7 protein-coding genes are annotated in these 14088 nt (G+C 38.7%); 2 read left to right on the top strand and 5 right to left on the bottom strand.

Annotated elements, in window-relative coordinates:
- The first annotated feature begins 49 nt into the window (after positions 1-49).
- Positions 50-1435 carry an MBL fold metallo-hydrolase gene (locus SanaruYs_RS12185; RefSeq protein ID WP_127122837.1) on the top strand — a complete coding sequence of 462 codons (1386 nt, stop codon included), beginning with the start codon at positions 50-52 and terminating at the stop codon, positions 1433-1435.
- Here the strand turns inward: SanaruYs_RS12185 and SanaruYs_RS12190 are convergent.
- The 4 genes from SanaruYs_RS12190 to SanaruYs_RS12205 all read right to left on the bottom strand — a co-directional run bounded on the left by SanaruYs_RS12190 (position 1432) and on the right by SanaruYs_RS12205 (position 7507).
- A complete protein-coding gene (locus tag SanaruYs_RS12190; RefSeq protein ID WP_127122838.1) occupies positions 1432-2208 on the bottom strand; it encodes a LytR/AlgR family response regulator transcription factor in 777 nt (258 codons plus the stop codon). The genes SanaruYs_RS12185 and SanaruYs_RS12190 overlap by 4 nt on opposite strands.
- Positions 2201-5122: a sensor histidine kinase gene (locus SanaruYs_RS12195; protein WP_127122839.1), complete on the bottom strand. Its 2922-nt coding sequence runs from the start codon at positions 5120-5122 to the stop codon at positions 2201-2203. Before SanaruYs_RS12195 ends, SanaruYs_RS12190 begins: the two co-directional genes overlap by 8 nt.
- A gap of 106 nt (positions 5123-5228) precedes the next feature.
- Entirely contained in the window at positions 5229-7094 is a 1866-nt protein-coding gene (locus SanaruYs_RS12200; RefSeq protein ID WP_127122840.1) for an IPT/TIG domain-containing protein, read from the bottom strand.
- Between the two features lie 20 nt (positions 7095-7114).
- Entirely contained in the window at positions 7115-7507 is a 393-nt protein-coding gene (locus SanaruYs_RS12205; RefSeq protein ID WP_160118650.1) for an IPT/TIG domain-containing protein, read from the bottom strand.
- A gap of 223 nt (positions 7508-7730) precedes the next feature.
- Between SanaruYs_RS12205 and SanaruYs_RS12210 the strand changes: the two genes are divergently transcribed.
- A complete protein-coding gene (locus SanaruYs_RS12210; RefSeq protein ID WP_127122842.1) occupies positions 7731-13316 on the top strand; it encodes an alpha-2-macroglobulin family protein in 5586 nt (1861 codons plus the stop codon).
- Positions 13317-13413: 97 nt separating this feature from the next.
- Here the strand turns inward: SanaruYs_RS12210 and SanaruYs_RS12215 are convergent, their stop codons facing one another.
- A complete protein-coding gene (locus SanaruYs_RS12215) occupies positions 13414-14055 on the bottom strand; it encodes a hypothetical protein (protein ID WP_127122843.1) in 642 nt (213 codons plus the stop codon).
- Positions 14056-14088: the final 33 nt, after the last annotated feature.

The raw sequence follows: 14088 nt of genomic DNA on the forward strand, positions 1-14088 counted from the left end.
TTTTTAAGAACTTTAACCGGTTTAAGCGTATAACCTTAAGACTATAACGATGTACATAGAACAATTATATACCACCTGCCTGGCCGAGGCTGCTTATTATATTGAATCTGAAGGCGAAGCTGTTATTATCGATCCGCTTCGGGAAACAGAACCATACATCGCATTGGCTAAACAGCGTAATTCCAAAATCAAGTATGTTTTTGAAACACATTTTCATGCGGATTTCGTTTCCGGACATATCGATTTGGCAAAGAAAGTAGGTGCTTCTATAGTATATGGGCCCCAAGCCAATACGGCTTACGAAGTTATTAACGCCATAGACGGACAAGAGTTCAAATTGGGTAAAATTGCATTTCGTGTGCTTCATACTCCAGGGCATACACCCGAGTCTTCTTGTTTTTTATTGCTGGACGAGAACGGAAAAGAACATGCGGTATTTACAGGTGACACTTTGTTTGTAGGTGATGTTGGCAGACCTGATTTACTAGATGGTGTGATGACGCGCGAAGCATTGGCAAGTATGCTTTATGATTCACTCAATAAAAAAATTAAAACTTTGCCTGATTCCGTAATAGTTTATCCTGCACATGGTGCTGGTTCAGCATGTGGAAAAAATATTGGTAAAGAAACTTTCTCGACCATTGGTGAGCAAAAGAAATTGAACTATGCTTTACAGGAACAAACACGTGAAGAATTTATAGAGAAAGTTACTGACGGTATTTTGCCACCACCTTCTTATTTCTTTGAAGATGCTCGCATTAACCGTGAGGGCTACACTTCCATTGACAGTGTAATGAAACAAAACAGTAAGCCTTTGAATCTTACAGCATTTAAAGAAGCTGTAGTAGCAGGGGCTTTAATTTTAGATACACGCAAACCAGACGATTTTGAAACCGGCTATATTCCGTCTTCATTAAGCATTGGCTTGAGTGGACAATATGCAGTGTGGGTTGGTACATTGATAGACATAAAACAACCTTTAGTTTTAATTGCTGAAGATGGAAAAGAGGAGGAAGCTGTACTTCGACTTGCCCGTGTTGGATATGAAAATGTGCTTGGTTATTTGGCAGGTGGTGTTAAAACCTGGGATGGTAAATTAGACACTGTTCGATCCATCGCGGCCGAAGATATGGCTATTGAGATGAGAGCAGGAAAAGCAGTGCTTGATGTGCGTAGACCTGGAGAATGGGAAGCTAGCCATGTTAATGGAGCGGATTTTATTCCGCTAGGTAATTTTCCAAATGTACTAGAAAGATTAGAAAAACAAAGCCCCTACCTGGTGCATTGCGCAGGTGGCTATAGATCAATGATAGCCATTTCGATTATGCGCAGACAAGGCTTTACAGGAGAGCTTACAAATATTTATGGGGGCTTTGGTGCTATACAGAAAACAGATTTGGAAATTGTAAATGCTGTTACAGCCTGCGCGTCTTAGATTTTGTAGTTAGCAATGGCTGACTCAAATTCTTTTTTTCGGTAACGCGATAAAGGAACTTCAATTTCTCTGATAAGTATTATTACATCACCCTCTTTACTGGATAGCTTTCTTACATGATTTAGATTAATGATGTGAGATCTGTGCGCTCGAAAAAAATCGATATTATTTTTGAGCAGTTCTTCAAACTCACCTAATGGTTTACTGGAAACTATGTTATCACCTTTGGCCAATATTATTGTTGTATAATTTCCAGATGCTTCCAAAGTAATAATATTGCTAAGCTGAATAAAGTCCATTCCTTGTAATGAGCTTATGGCAATTTGCGTTGGGGCTTTTTCGTTTACAAAGGATTCTTTCAAAAGTCCTATTCTTTCAATAAGTTTTTGTTTATGCTGCATCACTTCATAACGTTCCAGTGTCTTCTTTAATTCTTCGGTATTTACTGGCTTAAGTAAGTAATCAAAAGCAGATATTTTAAAAGCCTGAATGGCATATTCGTTGAAGGCAGTAACAAAAATAATATCAAAAGTGACTTGTTGTGGATTAAAAAATTCAAGCAACTGCAGACCGGAATAACCAGGCATTTCAATATCTAAAAATATAAGATCAGGATTGTGCTGATGAATTTCACGCACAGCCTCAGGTACACTCCCAGCTTCACCAACTACTATAATTGATGGGAAATTTCTAGTGAGCAATTCACGTAAGGCAGAACGCACTGGCTTTTCATCATCGACTAATAATATTTTTATACTATTTTGCTTATCCATTTACTTCAAGATCTAAAGGTACTTGTATAATTACAGAAGTACCAGAGGCTATGTTGTGTTCGTTATAATGATCTAGTATTTCTAAACTAATATGGTGTTGTCTTGATGCATTAAGTAAATCAATACGCTTTTGATTGGCTTCTACAGCAAAAGACTGATGCTCCTTTCTGCGCGCTTTATTAAATTCTCCTGAAGCTTTTCTGCCTATGCCATTATCTTTAATAGTGATGATTAGGGTATCGTCTCGCAAAGAAAAATCTATTTTTAAAACTTTATCACCGACTTTGTGCATGAGACCATGTCGTAACGCATTTTCAACAAAGGGTTGTGTTAATAAAGAGGGTATGCGTATCATTTCTTGTTTAGCAGTATCATTTATAGTTATGCTGTAATCTAATTCTCCGTCAAACCGACTTTTTTCAATTAATAAATATTTCTGCAATACTTCAATTTCATCGTTGAGTAATATCGTTTCCTTGCCTGAAAAATCTAGAACTTTGCGAAGAAGAGATGAAAAATATTGAATTTGATCGTTGGCCTCTTCTTTTAATCCATTCAGTACCTTTCCTTGTATAAGAGACATAGTATTAAAAATAAAATGAGGATTCATCTGAGCGCGTATGGAGGTGAGCTGTGCAATACGAAGTGACTGTGCCTGGTTTTGTTGTTCAAGTTTTTCACGGTTTCTTCTGTTAACACTCCGCATTCTTAAGTACACAAACAGAATGATTATTGAAGTGAGGATAATAAAGGAAACCACAATAAACCACATTTGCCTCCAGAAGGGGCTAAGCACTTCTATTGGAATTGAAACGGATTTTTCAGATTGTACGTCATCTTCATTAAGTGCATAAGCTTCGAAAGTAAATTTGCCAGAGGGCAATGAGAGGTAGTTGGCAATAGGAAAACGCAAGCTTGTTTCATTCCATCGATCGTTCTCCAATTCTTTTATTCTATACAAAATACGCGTAGCACCGTGGCTTCTCAGATTATTGGCAACATCAAAATGAAAGGTTAACTGTTGTGATCCTGGTTTTAAAATAATGCCTTTCAAGGGTTTTACTTGGTTCTGATTATCAGATGTAACAGATTGAACAAGCAAAAAAGGTTTTTGTAAATTAAGATCAATATCAGTGGGCAATATCTGCAAGCCTTGTGGATGGGTTATGTAAAGACGGTTTTTATGAGCCACCAGATCGTATACTTCTTTAGAAGCTAACCCTTTTGATGCATCAATGGATAGTAGTTTATAGGTTTTTAAATCAAGTAAGGCAATACCGTTATCGGTACCAATCCAGAGTTTATTTCCAATCAGATCAAGCGCTGTGACATGGGAAGAAGGAAGCCCTTCGGTGATTGAAATTTGTTTATATTTTTTTGATTTATCAATGATGATAACACCATTGTTATAAGTGCCCAGGATAACACTTTCATTATAAAGTAATATGTCGGATGCTCCAGGTGAATAATTTGTTTCTGGAATGATCCAGCTGTTTTCTTTAGTGGTTAATAAATCATAAGTCGATATTCCTTTTTGCGACCCTATCCAAAGAGTATTATTTTCTTTATTATAAGCTATAGTGCTGGTTCTAAGATTTGTAATATAACCCTCAGGCAAAAAAGTTTCAGCATTTATTGAGGTCAGTCCTCCTGATGTTGCTAAAAGATATTTGTTATTGAAACGTAATATTTTTTTGGTGGCTGTGATATTAATGGTCTTCAGTAGGTTAAAAGTTGGTAGTTGATAAATGTATAGTTTATCAGAGAAAACAAGTAAACGTTTAGCCAATGTATCTACAAATAAACTTTGCACGGTACTCTTGTTATCAGAAGCTTGTTGTCGGATAACTTCCCCTTGTTCATTCAGTTGCGTTATATTCCCATTAAGGTTTCCGGCAAAAATATTTCCGGTGGTTGGGTCAAAAGCAAGCTTATTGAAATCTCTGTAAAATTCCTTTTTATAGATAACAGACGAAAGTGAAGATAAATAGAATAACCCTTCTGTTAATGTTCCCAGCCATAGTCCACCTTCTTTATCAAACACAGCGCTGCTCACTTGTTTTCCAGGCAGCAGGTGTTTTTGGTAGCCATGTTGACCTGTTAATTTAATACCATCATTACCCATGAATGCGAGCAACGTATCATTAATGCAACTCACCTGCGTTGTATTTTCTAAAAGTGATTTATAAGCCTCCGAAATATCATCCGCTTTATTGCTTTTAAGATCAAACAATTTCCCAAACGCATAATCGAACAGGAGTATTTTATTTCTGTATTCGATAAGCCGTATAACATTTATGCTTAATACATAATCTTTTTTATCAATAGTAATTGTTTCTTGTGTTGATAAATTTTTAACATATGTTGTTTCTTCTGATGTGTAACAGACAACTATTTCATTTTGGCTGGTAACAATGTGATGGTTATAATGTACAGATTTTGTGTTCTGAGATAAGTCAACTTTCAGTATTTCCCAGTTCTGGTCAGCAGGCGAATATTGATAAAAATGGGAGGGAACAGTGATAAGTAAATCATTTTTATAAGATGAAATGGTAGGGAAACCACTGGTATAGTGTGTCTCCCAAGAGGTAAGTTTTTTGAGCGAATCGTTTTCTAGATAAAGGACTTCACCAAAAAAGTTATGAAGCCAAAGCCGTTGTTTATCATCTTCAAGAATCCCACTCACTGCTCTTGACCGAACACTGGAGTTGTCATAAGTATAAAATTGAAATCCATTATATCGAGCTAATCCATTTTCCGTGGCAATCCACAAAAAACCTTTATTATCCTGAAACAGGTTGTATATAGTGTTAGAGGGAAGACCATCCTGTTCAGTAATATTGAAGGAAGGAACTTCCTGGCCTAAACTCAAGAGGGGATACAGAACAACTAACAAATACTGAAGCCTTCGCATTACTAAATTACAATTGATCTTTAAAGGTATAAAAAAGGCTGCCCATTACAGGCAGCCCCACTCAACGTACAATCTCCAAGTTTTGTATGCCTGTTTAGTTTCTTTGTTATCGGCATTGTGCACAACCGTAGGAAATGTTTGCCTTGTAGACAGCTGACAGTCCAGCACGGGTAAAATAAAACACATCATTGGTTTGTACCATTATGCCTGAGGGCGGGTAATCCCCCAAATTTTCTATTAAGGTCGATTTTTCTCCCGTGCTTACATCGATCAACCGTACCTTACCGTTGCCTGTGTCAGCAACAATAATGTTTCCATTCGGCAAAACACCGATAGCGCGTGGGTTATCAAAGCCGGAGGCTACAGTGGACACTGTGTTTGTTGCTTCGTTAATTTTACGAACAGCGTTTTGATCGGCAACATAGATGATCCCGTCAGTGGCCGCTTGGACATCACGTATCCGAAGAAATCTGGCTTCTGATAGCGTTCCATCAATGCTTTCTGCAATACTAGCATCGCCATAAGTAGCTTGCAAAGTGCCCAGACCAAAAGTGGCAACATTGAATTTCTTAATTGTTCGTGGTTCCGTTACCCAAATTTTTCCATCTGCATCGCGTGCCAAGCCTTCCGGATTTATTAATGTAACGTTGGAGAAATTGTTGGTAAGAGTTCCTCCATTACCGTCAACATTAACGATGGTATGACTTAATACATTCCCATTCCCATTGTTACTGCCACGGTACACCATTAATAAATAACTGCCATCTGCGGAGTATACCATGTCAGTATATTCCCAAGTCTGGGGAGCTGAATTTGTAAATACGGTTGTAGAAGTTTGAGAGCCGTCAGCATTCACATCAATTCTTTTTACACCGCATGTTAGATCAGACACAAACAAAGACCATGGATAACCATCAGGCACATACGTGTAACCAAAATGGGGATTTGTAAATCGAATGTTGCTTCCACTTCCATCGGTACAGTCAGCTACTGATTCAGCACCTGAAAACACGCTATAGGTTGTTGGTATAACGTTTTCAATGATCTCTACTACATCTGTTAATGAAATAGTAAAATTAGCAGTCTTTGTTTCTGATTGGCTGATTACGCTGTAGGTACCTGTAATTGTAGGATTGGTTTCGAAGTCGAAAGCGTCAATGTTTGCCACAGTAAATTGACCGTTGCCAGCATTGATAGCTACTGCACCTTCTGGATTTTGTGAATTGATCACAAAGGATGGTGAGCCTTCGATCCAGCAACACGTAACACTTCCAATACCTAAATTCTCCGCATCCGGATTTTCAGCTATTGAAAACGCCAGGTTATTAATGGTCACTTCTTCTACGTTGGTGATAGTAATGGTTATGTTCGCAGTGGCGATCTCTTCTCCGTTAGCCACTGTAACCGCTCCTATTATACTAGGATTCACTTCAAAATCAAAAGCAGCTGCATTGGCCACAAATAGCTGACCGGTACTGGTGTTAAGTGTTATCGCACCTTCTGGTGTTTGTGAACTCAGAGAATAGGTAAGGGTGCCTCGGTTGGTAGTGGCAGTGATGTTGCCTAATGAAATGGGGCCTTCAATGCCAACAGGGTTTTCCTGCATCATTTTGGTAAAGGCAGAAACGCTTACAGTGATAGGAGCCAATACTGTAAAGCTTGGTCCATTGGCTTCTAATGATTTCACTTTCACCTTCACTATACCTGATGTTGCTCCTGTTGGTACTGTCGTAGTAATGGTTGTTGTGGTGGCAGTAGTGATAGAAGCTTCTGTGTTGTTGAAGGTAACTTCTATGTCTGAAGCTACAGTGCCAAAATTGGTTCCGGTAATGATAATATTTGTACCAACTTCACCTTCGGTAATACTTAAGGCAGTAATGGTGGGTTGTGGTTGAGCTTCTTTTTCGTCATCGCATGAGGTGAATGTAAAATAGACGATGCAGAGTATGAGGATAAATTTAAGGGCATTCATAGTTATTTTTTATGTTTAGTTTATAATGTTGACCCACTTGGTTTTATGCGAGGGCATGGCACAGGAGCGAATCTGTCACCTATGTAAACAGAGCATATTGTTAATACGGTAAATTCCCCACCTTCTGCTTCTAAATTTTTTACTTTAACACTTACATTGCCAACGTAGGCATTGTCAGGAATGGTTACCGTAAGAGATGTGTTTGTAATCGCAGTAACTGTAGCTATTTCATCTTCAAAGAATGACACTTCAACATCATTGATAGATGTCCCAAAGTTTTCTCCTCTGATAATGATGGATTCATTTGCAAAGGCAGATTCAGGTTCATATGTTGAGATAATCGGAGGAAGCTGTACTGCCGGATCCTTGTCTTCAGCGCAGGATGAGAATAGTGAAACAATAATAAATGTCATTAAAAGACTAATCCTTAGTCTTTTAAATGGGGGGCTTAGGTAAGGCATAGTTATTTTTTGCCCAAAACTGCATTATTGAAGATTATCAATTTTGATAATTGATTCGAAAGCCATTTGGCTCAACGAATGGTAGCTTTAGCTTAATGAATAGTTATTCCAGGGTTTTTTAGTAAACCTTTTAAGGATTTTACTGATCTTTCGAAATAATCCTCAATCAACTCCTATGAACCCCATTTTTAAAAAGATCGGCCTGGCCATAGTGCTGCTGACACTAGTGGTAGCTGCTTTTTTCTACTTCAAGTCAGATAAGAAACAAAACTTAGAACGCACTGAAATCGATCCGGCATTTGGAGAGCACATATCTTCGTATACATCAGGGGTTATATCTTCCAATGCCCGTATTATTATTTTGCTGGCAAAGCCATTAGGTGACTCTTCAGACATTGGGCAAGAGGTTTCAGCCAAGTTATTTGATTTTAATCCAACTGTAAAGGGAAAAACCATTTGGGTGGACACAAGAACTATTGAGTTTACCCCGAGTGAGAAAATGAATTCGGGACAAGTCTATAAAGCAGATTTCTTTTTGTCGAAGCTAACTTCCGTTCCTCCGGCACTAAGCACTTTTAGTTTCGATTTTCAGGTAATCGGTCAAAACTATGAATTAAGTATTGATAACCTTAAACCTTATGCTAAAACAGATTTAAAAAGACAAAAAATAGAAGGAACAGTTTATACAGCCGATTTGGCTGAAGCTGCTGAGGTAGAGAAACTGTTGGAAGCAACACAAGAAAGCAAGAAGCTCGCGGTGACATGGTCGCATGCAGCTGACGGAAAATTACACAGTTTTGTTATTGAAGACGTTGTTAGGGGTGAGCAATCCAGTAAAGTAAAAGTATTGGCCAACGGAACAGTATTAAGAGTTGCCAAGGTTGATGAAAAGGAAGTTGAAGTACCCTCGTTAAGTGATTTTAAATTGATGAATGCGAAGGTGGTTCAATCGCCTAATCAACATATTATACTTCAGTTCTCAGATCCACTAAAAGAAAAACAGAATTTAGATGGTTTAATACGCATTAGTAATCTTTCTGATTTAGATTTTGATATACATGATAACGAAGTGTGGGTATATCCGCCCGCTCGACAAGCAGGTACAAAAACAATATTTATTGAAGCGGGTATTCGTAACATATTAGACTATCGAATGAAAGCTGCTGCGAGTGCTGAAGTTGTGTTCGAGCAGTTAACGCCAGCAATTCGGTTTACAGGTAAGGGCACAATTCTTCCGAGTACAAATGGTTTAGTGCTTCCATTCGAAGCAGTTAACCTACGTGCTGTTGAAGTTGACATTTTGAAAATATTTGAGAATAACATCTTACAGTTTTTACAGTCAAATAACATAAGTGGCAATTATGAACTAAACAGAGTTGGTACGCGCATACTCAAGAAAACTATTCAACTTGATAATATGGGAGTTACCGATTTTGGAAAATGGAATCGCTTTACACTAAATCTAGCTGATCTCATTAAAACTGAGCCTGGAGCTATTTATCAAGTTAAACTTAATTTTAATAGAAGCCATTCTGTTTATAATTGCGAAGGTCAGGAAGGTACGACTGAAACTACAGATCAATTTAGTACAGAAAGTAGTTACGAAGGCGGTGGTTATTATGAAGATGGTGAATACTATGAAGATGAATATTATGATTACTATGATGAAGAATACGATTGGGAGCAAAGAAACAATCCTTGTCATTCTACTTTTTACCGATCAGATCGTTCTATTAGAAAAAATCTACTGGCATCCGACTTAGGTTTAACAGCCAAACAAGGTGCAGATGGTGAAACAACTGTTTTTGTAACTGATTTAAAAACAGCCGAACCGCTTTCTGGTATTGAAGTTGAATGGTATAGTTACCAACAACAAGTAATTGGTAAAGCTAATACGGATAAAGACGGTAAAGTATCGTTTAAAGCAAACCCATTTGTAGTGGTAGCTAAAAATGGAACACAGCGAGGATATCTTCGTATTGCAAATGGTGAGTCTCTATCTTTAAGCAGCTTCGACATTTCTGGTGAGGTAGTACAGAATGGGTTAAAAGGATTCTTATACGGGGAGCGTGGTGTATGGAGGCCAGGGGATTCACTTTACCTTACATTCCTTCTGGAAGATAAAAATAAGCTGTTGCCACCAACACACCCAGTCGTGTTAGAGCTAAGTAACCCTCAAGGGCAAGTAGTTAATCGCTTGGTTCGGTCAACAGCAGAAAATGGTTTCTATAAATTTGCCACATCCACTGCTGTAGATGCACCTACTGGAAATTGGCAGGCAAAAGTAAAAGTTGGTGGCTCAGAATTTGCACAACAAGTAAAAATTGAAACAGTAAAACCTAACCGACTTAAAATTAATTTGGATTTAGGTGTAGAACGTATTACGTCTCCTGACGTAACAGCTGATCTGGAAGTAAAGTGGTTACATGGTGCACCAGGCCGTAATCTGAAATCGATTTTTGAAGTTTTGTTGGTGAAGGCGCCAACTACTTTTGCCAAATACAAAGATTTTGTATTTGAAGATCCCTCGCGGACATTCTCTAGTGAGACACAAACTTTGTTCGAAGGTTCAACAGATGGAGAAGGTAAAGCAAGCTTTAACGGAACATTGTCTACTTCAGATCAGGTACCTGGTTTCCTCAATGCCATCTTCAGGGGTAAAGTTTTTGAAGAAAGTGGTAACTTCAGTATAGATAGATTCAGTATTCCTTTCTCTCCATATGAATCGTATGTGGGTATGAAGGTGCCCGAGGGCGAGAAGTATACTGGTATTTTGTATTTGGATAAAAAGCATGCGATTGAGGTGGTGACAGTAAATGAAGATGGCGTAGGCGTTTCTCGAAATGGAGTTGAGATGACAGTTTACAAATTAGACTGGCGCTGGTGGTGGGATAATTCTTCAGAGTATCTGGCAAACTATGTTGAGGGTTCTTACTCAAAATTGATAAAGCGAGAAGTGATTAATACAGTTAATGGCAAGAGTACTTGGGATTTTGAAATCAAATCTCCGGATTGGGGACGTTATTTTGTCAGAGCCTGCGACCCGGTTTCAGGGCATTGCACCGGTAAAATTGTTTATGTAGATGAACCAGGTTGGGGAAGTCGTGCACGAAATACTGGCGGCAGTGGTGGAGCTACCATACTGTCATTCACAACAGATAAAGGAAACTATAATACTGGAGAAAAAGCTACACTCACAATTCCAGGAAGCGCTAACGGAAGAGCATTAGTAAGTATTGAGAATGGAAGTAAAGTTCTTCAAACATATTGGGTAGAAACGCAAGCAGGCGAAACCAAATTCACTTTTGATGTTAAACCCGAAATGGCACCGAATGTATATGTGCATGTTTCTCTCTTACAACCACATGCTCAAACCACCAACGATTTACCTATACGCTTATATGGTGTAGTGCCCGTAAGAGTTGAAGATCCGCAAACACATTTAACACCGGTTATTGAAATGCCGGAAGTGTTAGAGCCTGGAGAAAAAGTAACCATTAAAATTTCTGAAAAAGAAAAGCGAAGGATGTCATACACTATTGCTATGGTTGATGAGGGATTACTTGATATTACAAGATTCAAAACCCCTGATCCATGGAATCGCTTTTATGCCAGAGAATCCTTAGGTGTACGCACCTGGGACTTGTATGATTATGTAATAGGATCCTACGGTTCACACCTTGAACGGCTCATTGCTGTTGGTGGTGATGAGGAGGGTAGTGCAAAAGATGATGATGCACGCGCCAATAGATTTAAGCCTGTAGTTAAATACCTGGGGCCATTCACTTTAGGTGCAGGTGATGAAGATGAGCATACTTTTATAATGCCACAATACATAGGCTCAGTTAAAACCATGGTAGTGGCTGCTTATGAAGGTGCGTATGGCAATGCGGAAAAAGCTGTACCAGTACGTAAGCCATTAATGGTTTTGGCAACAATGCCACGCGTACTTGGTCCACAAGAAAAATTGAAATTGCCCATTACATTATTTACACAAGAGAAGTCAATTAAGAACGTTAAGGTAGAAGTAAAAACAGGCGGACCCTTAGCTATTGCTGGAAGCGCTACACAAAATATTGTGATGAGCAGTGCTGGTGATATGACAGTGGAATTTGATCTGGATGTTAAGGCGGCAGTTGGTATTGGCACGGTTGAAGTTATAGCCACGAGCGGTAGCTTTAAAGCTGTTGATAAAATTGAGATCGATGTACGCAACTCTAATTCACCTATTACCCGCACAACGGATGCTATATTGGAAGCCGGAAAGAGCTGGTCAGCAGAAGTTGCGCCTTTTGGATTAAGTGGCACAAACACAGCCATTCTGGAAGTATCGAACATGCCTCCTATTAACCTTGGTTCTCGTTTGCGTTATTTAATTCAGTACCCACATGGTTGTATTGAGCAAACAACCTCATCAGTGTTTCCGCAGTTATTCCTTGACAATGTGAAAACATTAAGTGAGAATGAAAAAAATACGATACAACGTAATGTAACAGTTGGTATAAACAGGTTGAAATCATTCACACAATCTGATGGAGGCTTTGGCTATTGGCCGGGCTCAGCAGAAAACTCTGACCCTTGGGGCACTACATATGCTGGTCATTTCCTGATAGAAGCAGAGGCAAAAGGCTATTTTGTTTCATCCGATATGATGAAGCGTTGGAAAAATTTTCAAAAAAATAAAGCACAAGAGTGGAGAAGAAATACCGGATATTATAATTCGGAATTAATGCAGGCTTATCGTTTGTATACCTTGGCGTTGGCTGGCTCACCTGAATTAGGTGCTATGAACCGTCTGCGTGAATATGGTGACTTGCCACAAACAGCCTCATGGATGTTAGCAGCGGCCTACGCAAAAGCGGGACAACCAGAAGCTGCTAAAAAGATTGCTGAGAATCTTTCTTATGTAGTTAAGCCTTACCGTGAGTTGAGCTATAGCTATGGTTCTGAAGTGCGAGATAAAGCTTTAATTATGGAAACCATGGTGGCATTAGGAGATAAACCAAAAGCTTTTGAAATGTTAAAAGAGCTTTCTAAAGTGTTGAGTAATGAAGGGTATTGGTTGAGTACGCAAGAAGTAGCATTTGCATTAAAGGCAATTGGCTCTTTTGTTGGTATGGAGAAACGCGGAACACTGAAGTTTACTTATAAAATAAATGGTAAAGAAGTAACAGCCAGTTCTGAATTGCCAATGGAACAAATTATAATTCCAATAAGCGGAACCACTAAACAAAGTGTGCACGTTGAAAATGAAAGTGGTGCTATGCTGTTTTCCCGCATTATTAGCACAGGTACACCAGCGCGTGGTAATGAAGTAGATGAACAACAGAACCTTTCCTTGAGTGTACGCTATACCACAGCGGAAGGAGCTGATATTGACCCTGCGACCTTAGAGCAAGGCACTGAGTTTATTGCAGAAGTGAGTGTGTTTCATAACGGAATTAAAAATAATTATGAAAATCTTGCCTTAGCACAAGTATTCCCTTCAGGCTGGGAGATAAATAATTTAAGATTGCAGGAGGCGCAACAAACTGTTAAATCAAGTGCTTTCACTTATCAGGACATTCGTGACGACAGGGTTTACACTTACTTCAATTTATACAGAGGTGAACGAAAAACCTTTAAAGTATTACTCACTGCCTCTTACACAGGAACTTATTACTTACCAGCTGTGAATTGTGAAGCGATGTACGATAATGGTATTTATGCAAGAAAGAAAGGTATGGAAGTGCAAGTTGTTAAGGCAGCGGGAGTTCAATAATAATTGAGTAAGTTTATTTTACCTTCCTCCGAGGTATTTGAAGACCGAATTTAAATCCTCGGAGGTTTACGTGTTGAACCTTCGAGGTTTAACAAGCTTATAAGTTTTCGATCCGTTCTTCAGGTGGAATTTTATTGACTTTTTGATGCGCTTGTTGAAATGCCTGTACGTTACCAAACCAGTTGATAACAAAGTTGGTGTGGATTAAACTTGGATTATTTAATGATAAATCGTGATAAGAACTCCAATTCCAGTCTTGCAGATTAGATACAAAACCATGGTTTATCGGATTATTATGTATGTAGCAGATAACATTAGTTAAATAGCTGTTATCAATAATTTCTTTTCTTTTAAAGTTTGGAATAAATAAAGTGCCACGTCTTTTATACCTGATGTTATAAGCTTTGGTATACGCGTTAAACAAGTTGCTAAATTGTTTGGAGATTCTTTTTTCTACCGGCCCCAAACCTTCGAGGTTTTGAATGCGGGAGTTGACGCCCTCGAAGGTTAAGGTTTGTGTGGAGGTTTGGGGAAACGCCTTTCGTATTTCTTCTTCGCTTTTTATTTTAATCAGCAGGTGTAGGTGGTTGGGCATCAAACACCAGGCAAGGGTTTCTGCCACAGAGGGTATGAAGTATTGGTAGCGCTGTAGAAAATACCGATAGTTCTCCTGGCTATTGAATAGATTATCGAAGGCGTTAGCGTGGGTATAGATGTGGTATAGTTTGTTCGGTTCCATTTTTATTATTTTTTAAACCTCGCACAACCTTCG

This window comes from Chryseotalea sanaruensis (assembly GCF_003990915.1).
In the GTDB taxonomy this organism is placed as follows: domain Bacteria; phylum Bacteroidota; class Bacteroidia; order Cytophagales; family Cyclobacteriaceae; genus Chryseotalea; species Chryseotalea sanaruensis.